The sequence below is a fragment of the Amorphus suaedae genome, from assembly GCF_053629675.1.
On the sequence record NZ_JBRJIT010000001.1, the window covers coordinates 316481 to 338004 of the forward strand.

The 21524-nt window shown below is 68.8% G+C and carries 22 protein-coding genes and 1 tRNA gene; 14 read left to right on the forward strand and 9 right to left on the reverse strand.

What is annotated here, in order from left to right; all coding sequences use genetic code 11:
- Positions 1-66 precede the first annotated feature (66 nt).
- Complete coding sequence (locus AB7M35_RS01430) at positions 67-450, forward strand: ArsR/SmtB family transcription factor (protein ID WP_453956636.1); 384 nt, start codon at positions 67-69, stop codon at positions 448-450.
- Positions 443-946: an SRPBCC family protein gene (locus tag AB7M35_RS01435; protein ID WP_453956638.1), complete on the forward strand. Its 504-nt coding sequence runs from the start codon at positions 443-445 to the stop codon at positions 944-946. Before AB7M35_RS01430 ends, AB7M35_RS01435 begins: the two co-directional genes overlap by 8 nt.
- Before the next feature lie 109 nt (positions 947-1055).
- On the opposite strand, the gene AB7M35_RS01440 is transcribed toward AB7M35_RS01435, so the two are convergent.
- Entirely contained in the window at positions 1056-2072 is a 1017-nt protein-coding gene (locus AB7M35_RS01440; protein ID WP_453956640.1) for a hypothetical protein, read from the reverse strand.
- A gap of 196 nt (positions 2073-2268) precedes the next feature.
- Here AB7M35_RS01440 and AB7M35_RS01445 point away from each other — a divergent pair, with 196 nt between their 5' ends.
- Positions 2269-2844 carry a nitroreductase family protein gene (locus AB7M35_RS01445; RefSeq protein ID WP_453956642.1) on the forward strand — a complete coding sequence of 192 codons (576 nt, stop codon included), beginning with the start codon at positions 2269-2271 and terminating at the stop codon, positions 2842-2844.
- Between the two features lie 70 nt (positions 2845-2914).
- On the opposite strand, the gene AB7M35_RS01450 is transcribed toward AB7M35_RS01445, so the two are convergent.
- Together AB7M35_RS01450 and AB7M35_RS01455 are read right to left on the reverse strand one after the other, a co-directional pair.
- Entirely contained in the window at positions 2915-3802 is an 888-nt protein-coding gene (locus AB7M35_RS01450) for an HpcH/HpaI aldolase/citrate lyase family protein (RefSeq protein ID WP_453956643.1), read from the reverse strand.
- 25 nt (positions 3803-3827) lie between these two features.
- Positions 3828-4604, reverse strand: a complete 777-nt coding sequence (locus AB7M35_RS01455; RefSeq protein WP_453956645.1) for an NAD kinase — start codon at positions 4602-4604, stop codon at positions 3828-3830.
- A 271-nt stretch (positions 4605-4875) separates the two neighbouring features.
- Here AB7M35_RS01455 and cutA point away from each other — a divergent pair, with 271 nt between their 5' ends.
- Positions 4876-5211 carry a divalent-cation tolerance protein CutA gene (gene cutA, locus AB7M35_RS01460; RefSeq protein ID WP_453956646.1) on the forward strand — a complete coding sequence of 112 codons (336 nt, stop codon included), beginning with the start codon at positions 4876-4878 and terminating at the stop codon, positions 5209-5211.
- Positions 5212-5219: 8 nt separating this feature from the next.
- Here cutA and mobA read toward each other — a convergent pair whose 3' ends face one another.
- Complete coding sequence (mobA, locus tag AB7M35_RS01465; RefSeq protein ID WP_453956648.1) at positions 5220-5852, reverse strand: molybdenum cofactor guanylyltransferase MobA; 633 nt, start codon at positions 5850-5852, stop codon at positions 5220-5222.
- Between the two features lie 241 nt (positions 5853-6093).
- Between mobA and apbC the strand changes: the two genes are divergently transcribed.
- The gene (gene apbC, locus AB7M35_RS01470) at positions 6094-7254 is read left to right on the forward strand and encodes an iron-sulfur cluster carrier protein ApbC (protein ID WP_453956650.1); all 1161 of its coding nucleotides are present in this window, start codon (positions 6094-6096) and stop codon (positions 7252-7254) included.
- A gap of 34 nt (positions 7255-7288) precedes the next feature.
- Here the strand turns inward: apbC and AB7M35_RS01475 are convergent, their stop codons facing one another.
- Together AB7M35_RS01475 and moaA are read right to left on the reverse strand one after the other, a co-directional pair.
- Complete coding sequence (locus AB7M35_RS01475) at positions 7289-8506, reverse strand: multidrug effflux MFS transporter (protein WP_453956652.1); 1218 nt, start codon at positions 8504-8506, stop codon at positions 7289-7291.
- Positions 8507-8664: 158 nt separating this feature from the next.
- Positions 8665-9702: a GTP 3',8-cyclase MoaA gene (gene moaA, locus AB7M35_RS01480; RefSeq protein ID WP_453956654.1), complete on the reverse strand. Its 1038-nt coding sequence runs from the start codon at positions 9700-9702 to the stop codon at positions 8665-8667.
- Positions 9703-9997: 295 nt separating this feature from the next.
- Between moaA and AB7M35_RS01485 the strand changes: the two genes are divergently transcribed.
- From AB7M35_RS01485 to AB7M35_RS01495, 3 genes are all read left to right on the forward strand, one after another.
- Entirely contained in the window at positions 9998-10387 is a 390-nt protein-coding gene (locus AB7M35_RS01485) for a gamma-butyrobetaine hydroxylase-like domain-containing protein (RefSeq protein ID WP_453956655.1), read from the forward strand.
- 145 nt (positions 10388-10532) lie between these two features.
- Positions 10533-10606: transfer RNA gene (locus AB7M35_RS01490), tRNA-Gln, on the forward strand.
- 582 nt (positions 10607-11188) lie between these two features.
- Positions 11189-12007 carry a putative bifunctional diguanylate cyclase/phosphodiesterase gene (locus AB7M35_RS01495; RefSeq protein ID WP_453956656.1) on the forward strand — a complete coding sequence of 273 codons (819 nt, stop codon included), beginning with the start codon at positions 11189-11191 and terminating at the stop codon, positions 12005-12007.
- Positions 12008-12200: 193 nt separating this feature from the next.
- Here the strand turns inward: AB7M35_RS01495 and AB7M35_RS01500 are convergent, their stop codons facing one another.
- The gene (locus AB7M35_RS01500) at positions 12201-13070 is read right to left on the reverse strand and encodes an ATP-binding protein (RefSeq protein ID WP_453956657.1); all 870 of its coding nucleotides are present in this window, start codon (positions 13068-13070) and stop codon (positions 12201-12203) included.
- A gap of 455 nt (positions 13071-13525) precedes the next feature.
- Here AB7M35_RS01500 and yajC point away from each other — a divergent pair, with 455 nt between their 5' ends.
- The 5 genes from yajC to AB7M35_RS01525 all read left to right on the forward strand — a co-directional run bounded on the left by yajC (position 13526) and on the right by AB7M35_RS01525 (position 17951).
- Complete coding sequence (gene yajC / locus AB7M35_RS01505; protein WP_453956659.1) at positions 13526-13861, forward strand: preprotein translocase subunit YajC; 336 nt, start codon at positions 13526-13528, stop codon at positions 13859-13861.
- A 98-nt stretch (positions 13862-13959) separates the two neighbouring features.
- Positions 13960-15570 carry a protein translocase subunit SecD gene (gene secD / locus AB7M35_RS01510; protein ID WP_453956660.1) on the forward strand — a complete coding sequence of 537 codons (1611 nt, stop codon included), beginning with the start codon at positions 13960-13962 and terminating at the stop codon, positions 15568-15570.
- Positions 15571-15594: 24 nt separating this feature from the next.
- The gene (gene secF, locus AB7M35_RS01515; RefSeq protein WP_453956661.1) at positions 15595-16542 is read left to right on the forward strand and encodes a protein translocase subunit SecF; all 948 of its coding nucleotides are present in this window, start codon (positions 15595-15597) and stop codon (positions 16540-16542) included.
- Between the two features lies 1 nt (position 16543).
- Positions 16544-16960, forward strand: a complete 417-nt coding sequence (locus AB7M35_RS01520) for an Mth938-like domain-containing protein (RefSeq protein ID WP_453956662.1) — start codon at positions 16544-16546, stop codon at positions 16958-16960.
- 100 nt (positions 16961-17060) lie between these two features.
- Positions 17061-17951 (forward strand): phytoene/squalene synthase family protein, encoded by an 891-nt coding sequence (locus AB7M35_RS01525; protein ID WP_453956663.1) that lies wholly within the window; start codon positions 17061-17063, stop codon positions 17949-17951.
- A gap of 25 nt (positions 17952-17976) precedes the next feature.
- On the opposite strand, the gene trmFO is transcribed toward AB7M35_RS01525, so the two are convergent.
- Positions 17977-19386, reverse strand: coding sequence for a methylenetetrahydrofolate--tRNA-(uracil(54)-C(5))-methyltransferase (FADH(2)-oxidizing) TrmFO (gene trmFO / locus AB7M35_RS01530; RefSeq protein ID WP_453956664.1), 1410 nt, complete (start codon positions 19384-19386; stop codon positions 17977-17979).
- Positions 19387-19626: 240 nt separating this feature from the next.
- Between trmFO and AB7M35_RS01535 the strand changes: the two genes are divergently transcribed.
- A complete protein-coding gene (locus AB7M35_RS01535) occupies positions 19627-20277 on the forward strand; it encodes a hypothetical protein (protein WP_453956666.1) in 651 nt (216 codons plus the stop codon).
- A gap of 16 nt (positions 20278-20293) precedes the next feature.
- Here AB7M35_RS01535 and AB7M35_RS01540 read toward each other — a convergent pair whose 3' ends face one another.
- Positions 20294-21355: an AMP-binding enzyme gene (locus AB7M35_RS01540; protein WP_453956667.1), complete on the reverse strand. Its 1062-nt coding sequence runs from the start codon at positions 21353-21355 to the stop codon at positions 20294-20296.
- Positions 21356-21524: the final 169 nt, after the last annotated feature.

The following is a 21524-nucleotide window of genomic DNA, read 5'->3' on the forward strand; positions in this document are numbered from 1 at the left end:
CGACCGTCAGACGGCGCGCGGACGTTCGCCCCGGATCTGAAACTTAGCCAGTCGTGAAAGTTTTCCTTGACCCGCGCGATGCCGACGCTGATACCTTCCCATATGGCTAAGTTTTCAACTGATCTGGACAGGGCTTTTTCCGCGCTCGGGGATCCGACGAGGCGGGCGATCGTCAGCCGTTTGTGCGATGGCCCGAAATCCGTCAGCGAGCTTTCCGAGCCGTTCGAGCTGGCGCTTCCGTCGCTCCTCAAGCACGTGCGTGTGCTCGAGGAGAGCGGGCTGATCACCTCTGAAAAGACCGGGCGCGTGCGCACCTGCCGGATCGAGCCGCACGCCCTGCGGGCGACCGAGGCGTGGATCCACCAGCATGTTTCTGCCTGGGAGGACCGCCTCGACCGCATGGAAGCCCACATCGCGCGCATGACGAGAAAGAAACCGGACCATGAATGACCCGACCAACGCCTCCGGCTCCCCCTGGCGAGACTGGCCTCTCGACCGCGAAATCGTCCTCGCCCGTGTGATCGATGCCCCCCGGAGCGTCGTCTACGCGGCCTGGGCCGATCCGGACCAGATCGGCGCGTGGTTCGGACCCGAAGGCATGACGATCGAAACCCGGGAGATCGACCTCCGACCGGGCGGGGTCTGGCGGTTCGACATGGTCGCCGCGGACGGCACCCGGTACACCAACCGAATGGTGTTCCTCCGCATGGAGGCTCCCGCGCTCATCGAGGTCGAGCATGGCTCCGATGAGGACAACGACCCCGGTCGTTTCCGGATGCTCGTCACCTTCGACGAGCAGAGCGACGGCAAGACCGTTCTGACGCTCCGTCAGATGCATCCGTCGCGGGAGCGGCGCGAATGGGCGATCGGCTTCGGCGCGGTGGAGTACGGAGGGCAGACGCTGGGGAAACTCGCCCTTCACGTGGCGAAGCTCAGGAACGGCTGAGCGAAGCAGGCGCGTCCGTCGTCCGCCCTGTGCGTGCGGACCATCTACGGCATCACGGGCTTGAGGCGGCTCGTTCGGCCAGGTCGCGTCGAGTGGGACGCGGGGCGCGCTAGTTGACCGCGTTCTTGGCGACGACCTCGACCTCGCGGTCCTCGCCCGCATCGACCTTGAAGTTCCGGCTGTAGATCTGGTCGCGGTTCTTCGCCACGACCGAGTAGTCGCCGTCGGCGAGCACGAAGGTCGGGAAGGCGCCGACGCTTTCCACCACGATGTCGCCGCCGGGCGTGTAGACGGTCCACGCCGTGTCGGCCAGCGCCTCGCCGCCGGCTTCGCCGACGAGCTTCAGCGTCACGGTGGCCGCCCGGTGGCGCATGGTCGCCTCGACCACCTTGCCGGGCTTCACCTCCAGGTCGGCCCGCCGCACGGCGTTCACCGAGCCGTAGTGGCTGACCACGTGATAGGTGCCCACCGGCAGCGGCACCACCTCGTTGGGCGAGGCGTCGGCGATCAGCCGCCGGCCGTCGGGGAAGCCGTCGTTGGATTCGTAGATGGAGAACGACAGCGGTTCCTTGGGCACCTGGTCGTTGGCGCCGATGACCGCGTTGAGCTTCAGCCCGCCGGCGTTCAGCACGAACGATTCCGTCTGGACGTCGCGGAAGAGATCGATGCGCTTGGCGGACGTCGCCCGTCCGAACGAGGCGTGCACCAGATAGCGGCCCGGCTTGAGCCGGAACTCCGCGTCGCCGCCCTCGCGCTCGGCGACCAGCGGCAGACGTCCGTCCTGCTCGGGGATCACCGCGAACACGCGCCAGTGCACGCCCGCGTCGAGCGGCCGGCCGTCCTCGGTCAGCTTGGCGACCAGGTAGAGCGCGGTCTCGACGTCCGACGGCGTGCCGGTGTCGATCTCCGACGGAGACGCGTAATTGGAGAGCGTCGAGGTGAACGCCGGGCTGTTGAGGATCGGAAAATTCGAGACGGTGGAGAAGTCCGGGATCTGGCGATCGGAGACGGCGTTCGGATCGGGCTTGGCGCGCGGCACGGGCACGTCCGCCGCGATCGCCGGGGCGGCCAGCGCCATGAGCAGGGACGCGACCGCCATCAGTCGTCCGGTCGCCGTCAACGTCATCCCGCCTGATCCTCTTCGCTGGTCACGACCGTCCGCGGCTCGCGCCGCCGGTCCTTTTCGCGTCGTCCGGATACCTTTAGATGCTGAATACGATGTCGATATCGTGGCCACAAGGCTTTCTCGCCCCGCATTCGCCCCCTTCGCGGCCCAAGGGGCTCGCTCTCTTACTTTCGATTTCCAAGGGATTTTGCAGTCGATGACGGATCTTCTCGAGCATCTGCGCACCCGTCGTTCCGTGCCCGCCGCCAGCCTGGCCGGTCCCGGGCCGGACGAGGCGACGCTGCACGACATTCTCACCATCGCCGCCCGCGTTCCCGATCACGGCAAGCTCGCGCCCTGGCGGTTCATCGTCTTCGAGGGCGATTCGCGCACCCGATTCGGCGAGCTCCTGGCCGATCTGGTGAAGGCCCGCGATCCGGAGGCGGGCGAGGACCGGCTCGAACTGGAGCGCCGCCGCTTCGACCGCGCGCCGCTGGTGGTCGCCGTGATCAGCTGCGCCGGCTCGCATCCGAAGATTCCGGAATGGGAGCAGATCCTGTCGGCCGGCGCCGCCTGCATGAACCTCGTGCACGCCGCCTACGGCCACGGCTTCGCCGCCCAGTGGATTTCCGAATGGTACGCCTACGACCCCGAGGCGCTGAAGCTGCTCGGGCTGGAGACGACCGAGCAGGTGGCCGGGTTCATCCACATCGGCCGCGCCGACGGCGCCCCCATCGACCGGCCGCGGCCGGCGCTGCAGGGCATCATGCACCACTGGAAGCCCAAGGGCTGACGCCCGGCGCAGGGCCGGCCGATGCCATCACATCGCGGTCAGGCGTTTGCGCCTGACCGGAGATCGGGCCCTAGTCGATCGCGAGCCCCGCGCGGCGTGCCCGCTCCAGAAGCCGCCTTGCCCGGATGAGATGCGGCCGGTCCACCATCCGGCCGTCCAGCGAGACCACGCCGGCGCCGGGCGCGGCGGCAAACGCCTCCACCACCCGCCGCGCCTCGGCGACCGCCGCGTCGGACGGCGTGAAGGCGGCGTTGATCACCGGCACCTGGTCCGGGTGGATCGCCAGCTTGCCGGTGAACCCGTCCCGGGCGGCCATCTCCGCCTCCCGCCTGAGGCCATCAAGATCCCGGAAATCCGTGAAGACCGTGTCGATCGGCTGCACCCCGGCCGCCACCGCGCCCGCCAGGCAGAGCGAGCGGGCCATCCGGAAGGGATCGGTGAGGGCGCCGTCGGCGTCGCGGGTCGCCGTCGAGCCGAGATCGGCCGACAGGTCCTCGCCGCCCCAGGCGAGGCCCGCCAGCCGCCGGCTGGCGCCCCGGTAGCTCGCCAGCCCGAACAGCGCCTCGGCGCTCTCGGTGGCGATGGCGACGATCCGGGTGGCGAGGTCCGGCAGGCCGTGCTCGGCCTCGCAGACGGTGAGCATCGCATCGAGGCGGGCGACGTCGCGGCCGTCGACGGATTTCGGCAGGACGATGCCGTCGGGCGCCGCGCGCATCACCGCCTCCAGATCCGCGCGCGCACCGTCCGCGCGCAGGTCGCGAACGCGCACGAAAACGCACGAATCGCGCAAATTCGCGCAGTTGGAGTCCAGGAACGCGCAGACGCGCGCGCGCGCAGCGTCCTTGGCCTCGGGGGCGACCGAATCCTCCAGGTCGAGGATCAGCGCGTCGGCGCCGGCGATCAGCGCCCGCGCGAGTTTCCGCTCGCTGTCGCCGGGTACGAACAACCAGGAGCGCATGGCGGTCGTCCCCCCTGGCGGCCGGTCAGTAGCGGAACTGCTCGGTCAGGATCCGCTCGTCCCAGCTGTGGTCCGGATCGAACATCACGAGGCTGCGCGAGTGCTTGTCCTCGGCCACATCGACCCGCACGACCGAGCGGATCTCGACGTGGTCCGCGGCCGCCGCGACCGGCCGCTTGGCGTGGTCGCAGACGTCGATGCGGACGGTGACGTGGTTCGGCAGCAGCGCGCCACGCCAGTTGCGCGGCCGGAACGCGCTGATCGGCGTCAGCGCCAGCAGCGGCGCGTAGATCGGCAGGATCGGGCCGTGGGCCGAAAGGTTGTAGGCGGTCGAGCCGGCCGGCGTGGAGACCAGCACGCCGTCGCAGATCAGTTCGTCCAGGCGCACGCGCTTGTCGATGGAGATCTTCAGCTTGGCGGCCTGGTGCGTCTGGCGCAGCAGCGACACCTCGTTGATGGCGCGGGCCGTGTGCTCGCTGCCGTGGGCGTCGGTGACGGTCATCAGCAGCGGCCGGATGGCGGTGGTGACGGCCCGGTCGATGCGCGCGGGCAGGTCGTCGACGCCGTACTCGTTCATCAGGAAGCCGACCGAGCCCCGGTTCATGCCGTAGATCGGCTTGCCGGTGTTCATGAAGCGGTGCAGCGTCGCCAGCATCAGCCCGTCGCCGCCGAGCGCGACGATGACGTCGGCTTCTTCGGGCGCGATGTCGCCGTACAGCCGAACGAGTTCGTCGCGCGCCCCCTCGGCCTCGTCGGACGGGCTCGCGACGAACGCGATCGCGGTCTGGGCGGAAGGGATCATGGGCTGGGTCCGGCCGCGCGCCGCCGGCCGCATGGGCGACCTGATCATCGGCGTGGTTTCAAAGGATCACGCTAGCAGATTGAAAGATCGAAGCTTTTCCACCCCGCAGCAAGCGCTGCGATGCGGGTGACTGATCTAGCATGCCCCATCCGGCCTGCCAACGGCAGTGCATGGGGGCCACACCCCGCGACACCGGCCGTGCCGGGGGTTGGAATCGCGGCCCGTTCCGGTTTCCATGCCGGCGTCACCACAACCCGGAGGGAATGCGGCCATGCGCGACGGCGATCTCACCCTGATCTACGCGACCTGTCCGGACATCGGCGTCGCCGAGGCGATCGGCGCCTCGCTGGTGCGCCAGGAGCTGGTCGCCTGCGTGAACATCCTGCCTGGCATGATCTCCATCTACCGGTGGAAGGGCGGCATCGAGCAGGACGGCGAGGTGTCGATGATCGCCAAGACCCGAGCCGACCTCGTGGAGGCGGTGACCGCGGCCATCGTCGCCGAGCATCCCTACGAGACGCCGGCCGTGGTGGCGGTCCCCGTCAGCGGCGGCTCGGGGCCGTTTCTCGACTGGATCCGGGCGGAGACCGCCGGCGCGCCGCGGTGAGGCTCCGATTAGCCTTCGGCGGGCGGGCCGATGATTCGCTCGGCTTCGGCGAGGTCTTCCGGCGTGTTGACGTTGAAGAACGGATCGACGCGGTTTCCGCCGACGGACTGGGGGCCGAACGGCACCATCCGCGCCTTGTGGCGGTCGATCCAGGCCATCATCGAGCGGGGGCCTTCGCCGGAAAGAAAGGCGGCCGCATCCTCCAGCAATTCGACCGAAAAGCGGCCGGCCACCGGATGCACGCGGTCGCCGGAGCTTGCCACCGCGATCCGGGCATCGGGCTCGGCTGAGAGGCGGGCGGTGAAATCCGCCGGCAGGAAGGGGACGTCGACGGGCACGACGATGACGTGGGCGGCGCCCTGTCCGCGCGCCCAGGCGAGACCTGCGGCGATGCCGGCCAGCGGACCGGGCCAGCCGATTCGGCTGTCGGGGATGATCGGCAGCCGGAATCGCGACAGCCGCCGGTCGCCGTCGGGCGCGTTGATGGCGATCGCTCCGACCTGAGGCGTCAGCCGGTCCAGCACGACGGCCAGCAGCGGGCGGCCGGAAAGCGTCCGGAAGGCCTTGTCTCCGCCAATCCGGCTCCCACGTCCTCCGCAGAGAACGACGGCCGGGATTGCGCTTCGGTCGGATCGGGACATGGGGATCCAATTCGTGTTCCGGGACACCATGCCCCACCCGCTGGGATTGACCGCGGCCGCCGCATCCACTGACGTCTCCAGGCAGGGCGGAACAAGGCGCCACACGAAGAATAATCAGTTTCAATGGCTTGGGGCCGCGCGCCCTGTTTAGACCAGTTCGATCCGGCCGGGAAATGCTCTAAGGGTGTCCCGGACAGGCGAGACCGGCACCCACGCCACAGACAAGATCAGGACATCGACAATGGCAACGCCGACGAAGGAGATGGTGCGCGAGCAGCTCACCCACGTACCGGGCCCGGACGGACAGGGCGATCTCGTTTCGCTGAACCTCGTCTCGGATATCTACGTGTCGGATGGGCGGGTGGCCTTTTCCATCACCGTACCGGCCGACCGGGCCCACACGCTGGAGCCGATGCGCAAGCGCGCGGAGGAGGTCGTGCGGGCGATGCCCGGCGTGGAGCGGGTGATGGTCGCGCTTACGGCCGAGAAGGCCGCGGGGCAGGGGCAGGCCGCCGCTCCGGCTCCGGCACCCGGCCGCCCCGCGCCGACCATGGGTGGTCCGAAGGCCGCTGCGCCCCAGACTGCCCGCTCGGGCGCGCTTCCCGGCATCAGGTCGGTGGTCGCGGTCGCATCCGGCAAGGGGGGGGTGGGCAAGTCGACCACGGCGGCGAACCTCGCCTTCGCGCTTTCCGCCCAGGGGATGTCGGTTGGCATCCTCGACGCCGACATCTACGGGCCGTCGATGCCGCGCCTGCTGGGACTGACCCAGAAGCCGGAGACCGTCGGCGGCAACAAGCTGAAGCCGCTGGAGACCCACGGCGTGAAGGTGATGTCCATCGGCTTCCTGGTGGATCCGGAAGCGCCGATGATCTGGCGCGGCCCGATGGTCGTCTCGGCGCTCACCCAGATGCTGCGCGACGTGGAATGGGGCGCGCTCGACGTGCTGATCGTCGACATGCCCCCCGGCACCGGCGACACCCAGCTGACGCTCGCCCAGAACGTGCCGCTGGCGGGAGCGGTGATCGTGTCGACGCCCCAGGACTTGGCGCTGATCGATGCCCGCAAGGGGCTCGCCATGTTCCAGAAGGTGGACGTGCCGATCCTCGGCATCGTGGAGAACATGAGCCATTTCGTCTGCCCGCACTGCGGCGAGCGGTCCGACATCTTCGGCACCGGCGGGGCGCGCCACGAGGCGGAGCGCGTTGGCGTGCGCTTCCTGGGTGAGATCCCCCTGCACATGTCGATCCGCGAGCATTCCGATGGCGGCACGCCGATCGTCGTCGCCGAGCCCGACAGCCCGCAGGCGCAGGCCTTCCTGCGCGTGGCGGCGGGCGTGATCGATGGTCTCGGTCAGGCGGCCGCGGGCGCCCGGCCGCAGCCGAAGATCGTCATCGAGGACTGAGATCGCGCGGCGGCGCGCACCGCCGGCTGGCCGGCTACTGGAGCAGCCGGCTTTTGGCGAAGAAGCCGAGCGCCAGGGCGGACACGCCGCCGATGATCATCGGGATGAACATGGGCCACGGGGTGCCGGCCAGCGCCGCGGTGTCGAATAGCCGCCCGACCATCAGGGTGGCGATGGCGCCGCCGCCCACCTGGAGCGCCCCGGCGACGCCCGAGGCGGCGCCGGCCAGGTCCGGTTCGACGCTGACCGCGCCGGCGATGGCGTTCGGCAGCGAGAAGCCGTTGCCCACACCGGTCAGGATCATCGGTCCGAACAGCGCCAGCGGATGGACCAGCCCGGCCAGATAGAGGCCGATGGAGACGAACAGACCGAGCAGCGTCAGCGTGTTTCCGATGGTGATCATCCGGCCGATGCCGATGGAGGCGCCGAACCGGCCGGTGACGAAGTTTCCGCAGATGTAGCCGAGCACCATCGGCATCAGATAGAAGCCGAACGCCCCGGGGCTGACGCCGAGGATCTTGATGGCGACGTAGGGCGCGCCGGAGATCAGCGCGAAGAACATCGTGGACAGGAGCATCAGCGTTCCTGCGAAGATCCAGAACGTGCGGAGGCTCAGGAGCCGCCCGCTGCTGGCCAGCCACGTGCGGAACGACGACGCGACGCCGGAGACCGGGCGCGTCTCCCCCAGCGCCACGAAGGCGTAGGTGAGCACGATGCAGCCCATGGCCGTCATGAAGTTGAAGCTCGCGCGCCAGCCGTAGGCCTGGTCGAGCAGGCCGCCGATGGCGGGCGCGAAGACCGGCGCGATGGCCATTCCCATGTTGAGGTAGCCGATGCGACCGGCGGAGGCCTGGGAGCCCGAGGTGTCGCGCACGATGGCGCGGGCAAGCGACAGCCCGGCGCAGGCGCCGAAAGCCTGCAGCACGCGGGCCAAGAGCAGCGTGCCGATCGAGGTGGCGACCGCGCAGGCGATGCTGCCGAGCACGAACAGGCACAGCCCGCTCAGGAGGACCGGACGGCGCCCGAACTTGTCGGAGAGGGGCCCCATGATGATCTGACCCACCGCCGTCGCGATCAGATAGACCGTGATGGTGAGCTGGATGCTGGTCGCGTCGGTCGACAGGGCGCGTTCCATCCCCGGCAGGGACGGCACGTACATGTTGATGGCCACGGGCTGCAGCATCGACACCGCAACCAGCACCATCAGAACAGGCGGACGCGATCTCAGGGAAGCTGTCTTGCGAAGGATCATCCTATCGCTTTGGCAGCGCGACGACCGCTAAGGCAAGCACAATTGTCGGTAGCACGTCGTTCGTCAGGCCGCCTGGGCCCACCCGTGCCTGACGCAGCCGCACGGGTTGCGCGCGACGCGGTCGTTCCGGTGAGGGGAGCAGGCGGTGAGGCGGGTGGTCAGCCGCCGGTGACCGACATGTGGCGGGTGAGGGCCGGGGCTTGGCCGCGCCTGTCGATCACGAAATCGTGGCCCTTCGGCTTGCGGGCGATGGCGCGCTCGATCTCGGCGTGGAGAAGCTCGTCGCCCTCCGACGCCCTGAGCGGGCCGCGCAGATCGGCCGCGTCTTCCTGGCCCAGGCACATGTAGAGCGTGCCGGTGCAGGTGAGGCGGACGCGATTGCACGATTCGCAGAAATTGTGGGTCATCGGGGTGATGAAGCCGAGGCGCCCACCGGTCTCGCGGACACGGACGTAGCGCGCCGGGCCGCCGGTGCGGTCGGGCAGGGGCTCCAGCGTATAACGCTCTTCCAGCCGCCTGCGTACCTCAGAGAGCGCCAGGAACTGGTCGGTGCGGTCGCCGTCGATGTCGCCCAGCGGCATCGTCTCGATGAGCGTGAGGTCGTGGCCGCGCTCGTGGCAGAAGCGCATCATCGGCTCGATCTCGTCGGCGTTCACGTCGCGCAGCGCCACCATGTTGATCTTGACGTGCAGGCCGGCTTCCTCCGCCGCGCGCAGCCCGTCCATCACCTTGCCGAGATCGCCCCAGCGGGTGATCGCCTTGAAGCGGGCCGGGTCAAGCGTGTCGAGGGAGATGTTGACCCGGCGCACGCCGGCGGCGCGCAGTTCGTCGGCGAAGCGCGACAGCTGGGAACCGTTGGTGGTGAGCGTCACCTCCTCCAGGCTGCCATCGTCGAGATGACGCGACAGCGAGCGGAAGAGGTCGAGGACGTTGCGCCGGACCAGCGGCTCGCCACCGGTCAGCCGCAGCTTGCGCACGCCGCGCGAGACGAACGCCGAGCACAGGCGGTCGAGTTCCTCGAGCGTCAGCAGGTCGCGCTTCGGCAGGAACGTCATGTTCTCCGCCATGCAGTAGACGCAGCGGAAATCGCAGCGGTCGGTCACCGAAATCCGCAGATAGGTGATTTCGCGGCCGAACGGGTCGACGAGCTGCGGGCGGGCCGTGCCGGTCGGGTGCTGGATGTTCAGATCGCCCATGTCAGGGATCGTTCCTCACTCGATTTCGGTTCAGCGGCGTCCCGGACATGCCCGTCGCCCGGCCCGTCAGGGGCCCGCGCCGCGGATCGCCGTCGACACCGCCATATACAAGCGAATATGACGGTCCGGGTTGCCGCCGACAAGGGGACCCATACCTATGGACGCGTGGGCCGGGACTGAGCCGCGGTCCGCGACCTCCAAACCCAGGCGGTGGCGAACCGCCCGCGACGGTACGCTCGCGCGCGGTCTCCAGCCCGAAGCCGTCGGCGCACGGGACAGCAGAGATGGACGAGGCATGACCACGGACACGACAGCAACGACCCCATGGCCGCGCGAGATCCGCGTGAAAAGCGGGCGGCAGGTCCTCGCCATCAGCTGGGACGACGGCACCGAGAGCGAACTCGAGGCGGAGTATCTGCGGGTCGAATCGCCCTCGGCCGAGGTGAAGGGCCACGGCGAGGCCGACCGCAAGACGGTCGGCGGCAAGCGCAACGTGAAGCTCTCCGGCGCGGAGCCTGTGGGCAACTACGCGGTGCGCCTGACCTTCGACGACGGCCATTCGACCGGCATCTTCACCTACCGCTACCTGAAGACGCTCGCCGCCGATCGCGAGCGGATCTGGGCCGCCTACCTGGCCGAGCTCGAGCAAAAGGGCCTGTCGCGCGACCGGCCCGGCCAGGCGTGAGGGAGATCGATCCACACCGCGGAACAAATTTTTTGCCTCAGGCGGTTTCCATCCGGCCGGTCTTGTTTTAGGAACGCGCTCTCGTTACATCCGGCGTGCGACGCGAACGTCCGAGGCGGTGCTTCGGACCAGCGGGTGTTCCCGGTGGGGGATAGTTTAACGGTAGAACAACGGACTCTGACTCCGTTGGTCCAGGTTCGAATCCTGGTCCCCCAGCCAACCCGCCCTCGGCGGGCACAGCGTTTCCCGGGTCGCTTCGAAACCGGGTTTGCCCCTCTCCGTCATTGTTTTCACTTCCCGTTCCGACGATCGCGGTCCGCACGCCATCAAGCGTGCACCCGTCGGGTCGCCGACGCGGCGAACCGCCTTCGAAGACACCTGTGACAGGTGGGCGCTCGAATGGATTCGGGCGCCGACCCGTTGATGGCGCCGGCCGTCCGTGCGTGTCGGTTCGGTGACCGCCCGCCCGAGATCGGCCCTTGCGCCGATGACCTCTCGCGGCAGCCTGCTTTTCGCTGGCCAACATCTGCGTTGCCATGTTGTCTGGAAGTATCCTACTGTGACGAGTGGGTGACTTCTTGCCGTTCGTCTCGTCGACGCGTCGTTCGCGCCGTCGATACGACAGGTAATAGGTAATCGGCCGGACTTGCCGTGGGGGCGGTAATCCGGCTTTCTGAAAGATGGGCAGCAGCTCGAAAGATCCGCCGGGAATCGCGCAGGCATCGGCTGCCTCGCTTCCAGGACGTGATCCGGATGCGCTTTCCTGCCGTAAGAACATAAAACTAGGGCGGACGACGCAACATGGCTTCGACGAAGCATAGTGCGCTGCACGGGCAGAACCCGCAGGCACAGGCCTCAAAGGTGCTTCCCCCCGATCTGCCGCTCGACTGGAGCGGGCAGGTCCGCGAGGCCGTTCGTCGCGACAAGCTCATCCCGCACTACCAGCCCATCGTGAACATCACCACCGGCGACATCGTCGGCGTCGAGGCGCTGGCGCGCTGGATCCATCCGTCGGACGGCGCCATCGGGCCCGACCGGTTCATCCGCACGGCGGAGACCGGCGGCTTCATCGGCGACCTGTTCTTCCAGATCCTGCGCCGGGTCTGCATCGACGCGCGCCGCTGGGTCGGGCTGAAGGTGGCGGTCAACGTCTCGCCGCAGCAGTTCCACGACCCGTTCCTCGCCTCGAAGATCCTCTCGGTGCTGCGCGGCACCGGCTTTCCGGCCAACCGGCTGGAAATCGAGGTGACCGAGGGGATGCCGCTGCTCGACTGGGCGCGGACGGCGAACACGCTCCGCCATCTGAAGGCGGAGGGGGTCCGGTTCGCCCTCGACGACTTCGGCACCGGCTATGCCAACCTGAGCCACCTGCGGGAGCTCACGTTCGACTGCCTGAAGATCGACCGCTCGTTCGTCTCCGCCGTGCCGGGGCGCCAGGAAAACTGCAAGATCATCCGGTCGATCGTGACCCTCGCCGCCGATTTCGGCCTGACCACGGTGGCCGAAGGCATCGAGACCGAGGCACAGCTGGACTGGCTCCGCGATGCCGGATGCGATCTCGCCCAGGGCCACTATTTCTTCTATCCGCAGCCTGCCAGCGAGATCGACGCGCTGCTCTAGGGCCGCTCCGGTCGAGCGCGAACCCCGGACGGCAACGACCCCACTCCGAAGCATTTCATGTCCGGCTCGAGTCCCGCGGTGCGAACGGCGCTTTCCGGCGTGGTCGGGGCGCGCCGCAGCAGATGCACGGGTCAGGGGACCCGCACGCTCGCCACGGACTTCGAGCTGGAACCGCTTGGAAGCGGCGGTTCGCTCAGACGTCGAGCGGCGTGCCGAGGCGGCCGGCGAGATCCTGGATGTACTGCCAGGCGACGCGGCCCGAGCGCGCGCCGCGGGTGGTCGCCCATTCCAGCGATTCGGCGCGCAGCTGGTCGGTCGACACTCCCAGCCCGAAGTGCTCCGCGTAGCCCGAGACCATCGCGAGATACTCGTCCTGGCTGCATTTGTGGAAGCCGAGCCAGAGGCCGAAACGGTCCGACAGCGACACCTTTTCCTCGATCGCCTCGCCGGGATTGATGGCCGTTGCCCGCTCGTTCTCCATCATGTCGCGCGGCAGGAGGTGGCGGCGGTTCGAGGTCGCGTAGAACAGGACGTTGGCCGGCCGGCCCTCGATGCCGCCTTCCAGCACCGCCTTCAGCGACTTGTAGGACGCGTCCCCGCCATCGAAGGAGAGGTCGTCGCAGAACACCAGGAAGCGGTGCGCGGAGGCGCGCAGCAGCGACATCAGGCCGGGCAGCGATTCGATGTCCTCGCGGTGGATCTCGATCAGCTTCAGCGGCATGTCGCGGCCGGCGCTGACGGCGGCGTGCGCCGCCTTCACCAGCGACGATTTGCCCATGCCCCGCGCGCCCCACAGGAGAACGTTGTTGGCCGGCAGGCCCTTGGCGAAGCGCTCGGTGTTGTCGACGAGCTGGTCGCGCATCCGGTCGACGCCCTTGAGCAGGTCGATCTCGATGCGGTTGACGCGCGGCACCGGCTCCAGCCGGCCCGGCCTCGGGTGCCAGACGAAGGCGTCGGCGGCCTCGAAGTCGGGCGCCTGCGCCACCGGCGGCACGGCGCGCTCGACGAGGGCGATGAGGCTGTCGAGCCGGGCGGCGAGGGCGGCGAACTCCGGATTGGACAAGGACGGACTCCTGCTGGCGCATGTCCCGGCCGGATGGCGTCGATCCGGCACGGGGGTTGGTTCGATCTGTTGGTCCCGATCTATTGACCCGCGAGCCCCCGCTTGTCGATCCGATGTCGCACCGATTGGAGGAAGCGCGCCCGATTCCGTTGGCGATCGCGGCTTGCCTGCGGCAGAACCGCGCCGGGTTGCGGCCGCGATCCGCGATCGGGTGCGGCGTGGCAAATGGTCGACGTCGCGCGAACCCGCGCGGCGGCGGCGGATTCGCGCCCAGCCGTGGATTCGGGCCAGCCGCGGGTGCCGGACCGGCCCCGCCCGGACCCGCCACGGGTTTCATTTGCAATGGCCCGCATGACAGCTATAGTCCGCGCCGTTTTCCAGGATCAAAGCGGATGACCGGGGTGAGGGGAGATTTCCTCCGTCGCGGACCGTACAAACGGAGCTAAGAGCGGTTCATGTTGGTCACACCAGCCTACGCCCAGGGATTTGGCGGCGGCGGCGGCAGCGAGCTTATCGTTTCGCTACTTCCGTTCATCCTGATCTTCGTCATCATGTATTTTCTGGTCCTGCGTCCGCAGCGCCAGCGGATGAAGGCGCATCAGGAAATGGTCTCTTCCCTGCGTCGCGGCGACACCGTGGTGACCGCGGGCGGCCTCATCGGCAAGATCACCAAGGTGATCGACGAAACCGAGGTCCAGGTCGAGATCGCCGATGGCGTCAGGGTCCGTCTCCTGCGGACGACCATCACCGAAGTCCGTTCCAAGGGCGAACCGGTCAACGACAACGCCTGAGGCATTCGCGGCGGTCCCGCGCCGGACCCGGCCCGCATGATCACCGCGAGCCGGACGCTCGGCGCGTCCCGGCCGCGGTGAAGATCGATAGGCTCTAGATGCTGTATTTCGCCCGCTGGAAGATCACGCTGATACTCGGAGCCGTGCTGCTCGGGTTTCTGGCGGTCTTGCCGAACCTGTTTCCCAAGGCCACCGTCGATGCCTGGCCGTCGTGGCTTCCGCATCGCCAGATCGTCCTCGGCCTCGATCTCCAGGGCGGCGCGTACCTGCTGTATCAGGTCGACCGCGAGGACTACGTCAACAAGCGGCTGACCAGCCTGGTCGGCGAGATCCGGGGCGCGCTCCGCGAGGAGCCGCGGATCGGCTACACCGGCCTCGGCGTGTCCGACAACGGCGCCCAGGTCCGCATCCGCGACCAGGCCGACTTCGAGATGGCGCAGGAGCGGCTGGGCGATCTCGTCAATCCGCTGCAGTCGACCGTGTTCGGGCAGGGCGAGGTCAACGAGTTCCAGATGGCCGCCGGCGACGACGGTCTCATCCGCTTCACCTTCACCGAGGCCGGGCTCGCCCAGCGCGTCCGCTCGATCGTCCAGCAGTCGATCGAGGTGATCCGTCGCCGCGTCGACGAACTCGGTACGACGGAGCCGAACATCCAGCGCGAAGGCGAGGACCGCATCCTGGTCGAAGCGCCGGGTCTCGACGATCCGGAGCGCCTGAAGGGCCTCGTCGGCCAGACCGCGCAGCTCACCTTCCATCTGGTCAACACCACCATCAATCCGCAGCAGGCGCTCGAGACGCGCGCGCCGCCCGGCGAGATGATCCTCTACTCGATGGACGATCCGCCGCAGCCCTACGTGGTGGAGGAGGCGCCGCTCCTGTCGGGCGAGGATCTCGTCGACGCGCGGGCAAGCTTCCAGCAGCAGACCAACGAACCGGTGGTGACGTTCACCCTGTCGACGGGCGGCGCGCGCAAGTTCGCCAACGTGACCACCCAGAACGTCGGCAAGCCGTTCGCCATCGTGCTCGACGACGAGGTGATCTCGGCGCCGGTCATCCGCGAGCCGATCACCGGCGGACGGGGGCAGATCTCCGGAAACTTCAGCGTCCAGACCGCCAACGATCTCGCGATCCTGCTCCGGGCCGGCGCGCTGCCGGCGAAGCTCACCATCGTCGAGGAGCGGACGGTCGGACCGGGCCTCGGAGAGGACTCCATCAAGGCCGGCGAGACGGCGGCGATCATCGCGGCCATCGGCGTCGCGCTGTCGATGCTGCTGGTCTACGGGCTGTTCGGCATCTTCGCCAACATCGCGCTGGTCGTGAACATCGTGCTCATCCTGGCGCTGCTGTCGCTGCTCCAGGCAACGCTCACGCTGCCCGGCATCGCGGGCATCGTGCTGACGATGGGCATGGCGGTCGACGCGAACGTGCTGATCTACGAGCGCATACGCGAGGAAGCCCGTGCCGGCCGATCGGCGATCACGGCGATCGACGCCGGCTTCTCGCGCGCCCTCGGCACGATCCTGGACGCCAACATCACGACCCTGATCGCCGCGGTGATCCTGTTCCAGCTTGGCTCCGGCCCCGTTCGCGGGTTCGCCGTCACGCTGGCCATCGGTATCATCACCACGGTGTTCTCGGCCTTCCTCTTCACCCGTTTCCTCGTCGCCCAGTGGGTGAAGTGGAAGCGGCCATCAGCCGTCCCGCTCTAGGGCGGGAACGGCGGAGCCTCGTTCATGCGACTTATCAGACTGCCCAGCGACACGAACTTCAGCTTCATGAAATACTGGAAGCTGGGATTCACCATCTCGACCGTGCTGTCGGTCGTCTCGGTGATCCTGTTCTTCTCCGTGGGCATGAATTACGGCATCGACTTCCAGGGCGGCACGCTCGTCGAGATCCAGACCAAGGACGGGCCGGCCGACATGGCGGCCATCCGCTCGGATATCGGCGAGCTCAATCTGGGCGATGTGCAGATCCAGCAGTTCGGTGCGCCGGACGACGTGCTGATCCGCGTCGTGCGCCAGCCGGGTGGTGAAGAGGCTCAGCAGCGCGCCGTGCAGCTGATCCGCGACATGTTCGGTGACACGGTGGACTTCCGCCGCGTCGAGGTGGTCGGCCCGCGCGTGTCCGCCGAGCTGGCCCAGGCCGGCGTCCTCGCGGTCATCGCCGCGCTGCTGGCGATCATGGTCTACATCTGGCTCCGCTTCGAATGGCACTTTGCCCTCGGCGCGGTGATCACCACGGTCCACGACGTGCTGCTCACCATCGGGATATTCGCGGTGGTGCAGATGGAGTTCAACCTGACCAGTATCGCGGCGGTGCTGACCATCGTCGGCTACTCGCTGAACGACACCGTCGTGGTCTACGACCGGCTGCGCGAGAACCTGCGCCGCTACAAGAAGATGCCGATGTCGGAGCTGATCGACCTGTCGATCAACCAGATGCTGTCGCGCACCGTCATGACCTCGCTCACCACGCTGATCGCGCTCATCGCGCTGTTCATCTTCGGCGGCGAAGTGATCCGGTCGTTCACTTTCGCGATGATCTGGGGCGTGGCGATCGGCACGTACTCGTCGATCTTCGTGGCCGCGCCGCTGCTCATCTGGTTCAACCTGCGTCCGGCCGACGGGACCGGCACCGACACCGACGACAAGGCTGTCGCCGAAGGGGCGGCCTCCTGACATGACGGAACCCGGGGACGGCGATGCCGCGCCTCGGGGCATCGTCCTGAAAGAGGCCCACTATCCCGGCCGGGCGCCGGTGGACGCCTATGGCAACGGCGGCTTCCGCTTTGCCGAGATGTCCCACAAGGGCTCCATCCTGTGCGTGCCGTCGGGGATCTATGCGTGGGCGCCGGAAGCGCCCGGCGAGATCGACGCCGCGGCACTGGAGCGGGTGGTGGCCGAGGCGGAGGGCATCGAGCTGCTCCTTCTCGGCATGGGCACGCTGCCCATGCCGCTGGCCGCCTCGCTGAAGGACATGCTGCGCGAGGCCGGCATCCGCTTCGAGGTGATGGCGACCGGACCCGCGGTCAGGACGTTCAACGTCCTGCTGGGCGAGTCGCGGCCGGTGGCCGCCGGGTTCATCGTCGTCGCGTGACCCGAGCCGCGCTTGCGCCGGCCCACGTCATCAAGGAATAGGGTCGGCGCTGCCGCTTGCCCTGCACGGATCCCAACCAGGCCCTATCTCTCCTTTCGCCATGAACGATTCCTTTTCAGAGTGTCAGGCGATCCTGCGCCAGGGCGACCCGGACCGCTTCGCGGCGGCGCTCTACGCCGACGAGGCGCATCGGCCGGGCCTCATGGCGCTCTACGCCTTCCACCTGGAGCTTGCCCGGGTGCGCGAACTCATCCGCGATCCGCTGCCCGGCGAGATCCGCCTGCAGTGGTGGCGCGATCTCCTGGAAGGCTCCGGCCATGGCGACGTGCGCGGTCATCCGGTGGCCGATGCGCTGCTGCAGACCATCGATCGCTACCGTCTGCCGCGGGCGCCGCTGGTCGCCATGACCGAGGCGCGGATCTTTGATCTCTACGACGACCCGATGCCGGACCAGGACACCTTCGAGGGCTACGCCGGCGAGACCCATGGCGCGCTGTTCCAGCTGGCGGCTCTGGTGCTGTCGGACGGGCGCGATCCCGCAACCGGTACCCTTGCCGGCCATGCCGGGGTGGCGGAGACGATCGCCGCCGTGCTCAGGGCGCTGCCGCATCACCTGCGGCGCGGGCAGGTGTTCCTGCCGGCCGACCTGCTGGAGCGTCACGGCACGTCGGCCGAGCGGATGATCGCCAATCCGGGGGATCCGGCAACGCGGGCCGCGGTGCGCGAATTCGCCGAACACGGGCTTCATCACCTCGGGCGTTGCCGCCTCTACGGCGACACGGTGCCGGCGGCCACATCCCCGGCGTTCCTGACGCTGGCGCTGGTGCCGCCGGTCCTGGAGGGCACCGCGGCGGCCGGGTACGAACCGTCGGCGAGCGATCTGTCGGGATCCCGGCTGCGCAGCCTCTGGCGGCTGTGGCGCGCCGCGCGTCGCATGCGCGCCGCGAGCGATCGCGGCATGGTGCCCGTGTCGGCCTGGCTGAAGGGCTGACCTCCCAAGGTCGCGGTTGCCGGGTCTATTCGGCCGCGGCGGCCGGCGCCTCGGCCAGCCAGGCCTCGAAGTCTGCGCGGCCGCGGGCCGTCATCACCCGCTTCTTCGCCATGCCCCTGGCCGACCCGGTGATGCGCTTGCCGTCGGCGTCGTGCTTCGGCGCCTCCATCGGCGGGAACAGGCCGAAGTTCACGTTCATCGGCTGGAACGACCGCGCGCCGCCCACGTCCTCACCCTCCAGGTGGCCCCCGGTGATGTGGCCGAGCAGGGCGCCCATGGCGGTCGTCACCGGCGGGCTCGCCAGCGGGCGGCCCAGCCGTTCGGCGGCGGCGAACCGGCCGGCGAGCAGCCCGATGGAGGCCGATTCCACATAGCCCTCGCAGCCGGTGATCTGGCCGGCGAAGCGCATGCGCGGCGCCGCCTTGAGGCGCAGCGTGCCGTCCAGAAGCTTCGGCGAGTTCAGGTAGGTGTTGCGGTGAAGGCCGCCGAGCCGCGCGAACTGGGCGTTCTCCAGACCCGGGATCATCCGGAACACGCGCACCTGCTCGCCGTAGGTGAGCTTGGTCTGGAAGCCGACCATGTTGAACAGCGTGCCCAGGGCATTGTCCTGGCGGAGCTGGACGATGGCGTAGGCCTTGACCGTGGGGTTGTGGGCATTGGTCAGGCCGACCGGCTTCATCGGGCCGTGGCGCAGGGTTTCCCGGCCGCGCTCGGCCATCACCTCGATGGGCAGGCAGCCGTCGAAATAGGGGGTGTCGAGCTCCCACTCGCGGAAGACGGTCTTCTCCGCCGCGATCAGGGCGTCGATGAAGCCGTCGTATTCCTCCTTCGACATCGCGCAGTTGAGATAGTCGGCGCCGGTGCCGCCGGGGCCCGGCTTGTCGTAGCGCGACTGGAACCACGCCTTGTCCATGTCGACGGAGTCGAGATGGACGATCGGCGCGATGGCGTCGAAGAAGGCGAGCGACGTCTCGCCGGTGAGCTCCAGGACGGCATTGGCGAGCGCCGGCGAGGTGAGCGGACCGGTGGCGACGATCACCGAGCTCCAGTCCTCCGGGGGCAGCCCGGCGATCTCACCGCGCGCGATGGTGACGAGCGGGTGGTCATGCAGCGCCTTCGTCACGGTCTCGGAGAAGCCGTCGCGGTCGACGGCGAGCGCGCTGCCGGCCGGCACCTGGTGGCGGTCGGCCGAGCCGATGACGAGGGATCCGGCGCGCCGCATCTCGTGGTGGAGCAGCCCGACGGCGTTCGTTTCCGCGTCGTCGGAGCGGAACGAGTTGGAGCAGACGAGCTCGGCGAAGCCGTCCGTCTTGTGGACGGGCGTGCCGCGCTCCGGGCGCATCTCGTGAAGAATGACCGGGACACCGGCCTCGGCAAGCTGCCAGGCGGCCTCGCTACCCGCGAGGCCGGCTCCGACGACATGTACGGGTTCCATGCGCATCCTATGAAGGGCGGGCGGCCCGTCGGTCAACCGTCCCGACGGGGCAGGGGCCGGAAACGGGGCCGCCGGGCCGGTATCTCGAAAGCGGTCCGATGCGGCGCGGCCGTGCGGCGGCAGCGGACGCATCGAGTATGGCGGATCCGCCGGCGATGGGAAGCGGCATCGCCGGGCGCTCCCGCGGCGCAGCACGTAAACGGGCTGGTCATCCTCGCGGTGACAGGATACCGGATACCGATGACGGAACGAGGAATCAGCCGCGTGGTCAGTCGCGTTGCAGGTGTGTTGGCCGCGGCCCTGATGCTGGCCGGGTGCATGCAGCAGCAGGTCGGGCAACCGGGCCTGTGGTACGCCGCCAACCAGGCGGTGCCGCCGACGGCGACCCGGGTCGTGGTGTGCCATGGCTTCGGCTGCGTCCGCCGCACGCCGGTCACCCTCAGCCCGAAGAACCTGCGAACCTACAAGACGATCCTGGCGCGCGGGCGGGCCTCGCCGGCGGCCGAGCGCAAGGCCATCGCCGAGGCGATCGCGTGGATGGAAAAGACCGTCGCGCCGACCGTTGGCTCCGCCAACGATGTCGCCGGCCTCGACCTGCGCAACGCCGGCATCGTCGGCCAGATGGACTGCATCGACGAATCGACCAACACGACGAGCTACCTTTTGCTCGCCGAGAAGCAGGGCTTCCTGACCCACCACACCGTGGTGCGGCCGGTGGCGCGCGGCTTCTTCCTCGACGGGCGCTACCCGCACGCGACCGCGGTGGTCAACGAGACTGAGACCGGCCGTCCGTACGCGATCGATTCCTGGCCGCACGCCAACGGCGTGCGACCGGACGTCATGCCCCTGGACGAGTGGTTCGCCGTCTATCCGCTGTTCGAGAGATCCTGACCTGCGGAGACGCAAGCTAGCCCGCGGAGAAGGTCCGGTCCGACAGGTTGAGCCGGCGCGCGGCGATCGTGCGGGCCGCGTCGGCGGCGACGGGATCCTTGTCGGCCGCGTCGAGATCGTCGAGCAGGTTGCGGGCAATCAGCGTCAGCAGGTCGCGGCGCGGTTTGCCGGCGGGGTCGGCGGGCAGTGCCTCGACGATCTGCACCAGGTCCGGCGTGCCGGGTCCCTCCAGCGTCTCGCGGCACCAGGCCTGCAGCGCCGCCGGCTCGACCGGTCCATCGGCCTCCACGAAGGCGTAGAGCCCGGCGCCGTGGCGCGGATAGGGGTAGCTCGCGACCGCGGCGCGGCGCACCTGCGGATGGGCTTCGAGTCGCTCCTCCACCTTGGCGCCGAAATGCTTCAGCCGGTCGTGGCCGCCTTCGCCGTCGGACCAGGAGAAGATGCCGCGCGTCACCGTGTTGTAGACGCGCTTGCCGCTCGCCATCCACAGGCGCGTCGGCAGGCTCTTGGTGGCGAGGATCTTGCGCTCGCGCGCCGTCAGTGCGTGCGCGCAGTAGCGCTTCTTGTGCTTCAGCAGATGGCGCAGGTCCTCGTAGGCGAGGATCCGGTAGAGCTTGCCCTTGCGCGGATGCACGCTCGCCAGCTGGAAATCGATGAGGGCCGGGCCGCCGTCGGTCAGCCGCAGCCAGTTCTGCTGCTTGGCGAGATCGTTGTGGACGACGCCGCGCCGGTGCAGCGCGTAGAGGCTCTGCTTGGCGGCGCGGAAGAACGCCTCGTCGCCGTGCGGCTCGGCGATGTGCAGCGGCACGCCGGAGAGCCACGAGCGGTAGAGGCGGCGGCGGTCGGTGGCGACCAGCTCGGAGACGCCCGGGACGCCGGAAAGCCGGCGCAGCGCCCGGCGCTCGCGCCAGAACAGCACGTAGGCCAGCGGCTTCGACCAGACCGGCGTCGGCCCCACGTCGCGCTCCACCACGACCGTTCCGCCGAGGCGCCCGAGGGTGACCCGGCTGAAGACGTCGCTCTTCAGGACGGTCTCCGCTTCGAAGGATGCTGGCTTGGCGGTCGTGTCGGGTGTCAAAGGGCGGACTCTCAAACTTCTTGGCGCCCTGCATAGATCATTTTCGGCCCGATGGGAGCCTCGCACGCGTCGGAAATTTGCCGTCGATCATGTCGGGGGGCGAAGCGATGTCGCCTTGGCGCGACACGGGCGTGCCGGAACGGCCGCAGAAACGGAAAACGCCCGCCGG

Bases quoted from the DNA above. Each gene is read 5' to 3' on its own strand.
- secF (WP_453956661.1), top strand. From the start codon at position 15,595: ATGCGACTTATCAGACTGCCCAGCGACACGAACTTCAGCTTCATGAAA.
- apbC (WP_453956650.1), top strand. From the start codon at position 6,094: ATGGCAACGCCGACGAAGGAGATGGTGCGCGAGCAGCTCACCCACGTA.
- AB7M35_RS01455 (WP_453956645.1), bottom strand. From the start codon at position 4,604: ATGATCCCTTCCGCCCAGACCGCGATCGCGTTCGTCGCGAGCCCGTCC.
- secD (WP_453956660.1), top strand. From the start codon at position 13,960: ATGCTGTATTTCGCCCGCTGGAAGATCACGCTGATACTCGGAGCCGTG.
- AB7M35_RS01520 (WP_453956662.1), top strand. From the start codon at position 16,544: ATGACGGAACCCGGGGACGGCGATGCCGCGCCTCGGGGCATCGTCCTG.
- moaA (WP_453956654.1), bottom strand. From the start codon at position 9,702: ATGGGCGATCTGAACATCCAGCACCCGACCGGCACGGCCCGCCCGCAG.
- cutA (WP_453956646.1), top strand. From the start codon at position 4,876: ATGCGCGACGGCGATCTCACCCTGATCTACGCGACCTGTCCGGACATC.
- AB7M35_RS01485 (WP_453956655.1), top strand. From the start codon at position 9,998: ATGACCACGGACACGACAGCAACGACCCCATGGCCGCGCGAGATCCGC.
- AB7M35_RS01445 (WP_453956642.1), top strand. From the start codon at position 2,269: ATGACGGATCTTCTCGAGCATCTGCGCACCCGTCGTTCCGTGCCCGCC.
- AB7M35_RS01440 (WP_453956640.1), bottom strand. From the start codon at position 2,072: ATGACGTTGACGGCGACCGGACGACTGATGGCGGTCGCGTCCCTGCTC.
- AB7M35_RS01450 (WP_453956643.1), bottom strand. From the start codon at position 3,802: ATGCGCTCCTGGTTGTTCGTACCCGGCGACAGCGAGCGGAAACTCGCG.
- AB7M35_RS01495 (WP_453956656.1), top strand. From the start codon at position 11,189: ATGGCTTCGACGAAGCATAGTGCGCTGCACGGGCAGAACCCGCAGGCA.
- mobA (WP_453956648.1), bottom strand. From the start codon at position 5,852: ATGTCCCGATCCGACCGAAGCGCAATCCCGGCCGTCGTTCTCTGCGGA.
- AB7M35_RS01475 (WP_453956652.1), bottom strand. From the start codon at position 8,506: ATGATCCTTCGCAAGACAGCTTCCCTGAGATCGCGTCCGCCTGTTCTG.
- trmFO (WP_453956664.1), bottom strand. From the start codon at position 19,386: ATGGAACCCGTACATGTCGTCGGAGCCGGCCTCGCGGGTAGCGAGGCC.
- AB7M35_RS01535 (WP_453956666.1), top strand. From the start codon at position 19,627: ATGACGGAACGAGGAATCAGCCGCGTGGTCAGTCGCGTTGCAGGTGTG.
- yajC (WP_453956659.1), top strand. From the start codon at position 13,526: ATGTTGGTCACACCAGCCTACGCCCAGGGATTTGGCGGCGGCGGCGGC.
- AB7M35_RS01525 (WP_453956663.1), top strand. From the start codon at position 17,061: ATGAACGATTCCTTTTCAGAGTGTCAGGCGATCCTGCGCCAGGGCGAC.
- AB7M35_RS01435 (WP_453956638.1), top strand. From the start codon at position 443: ATGAATGACCCGACCAACGCCTCCGGCTCCCCCTGGCGAGACTGGCCT.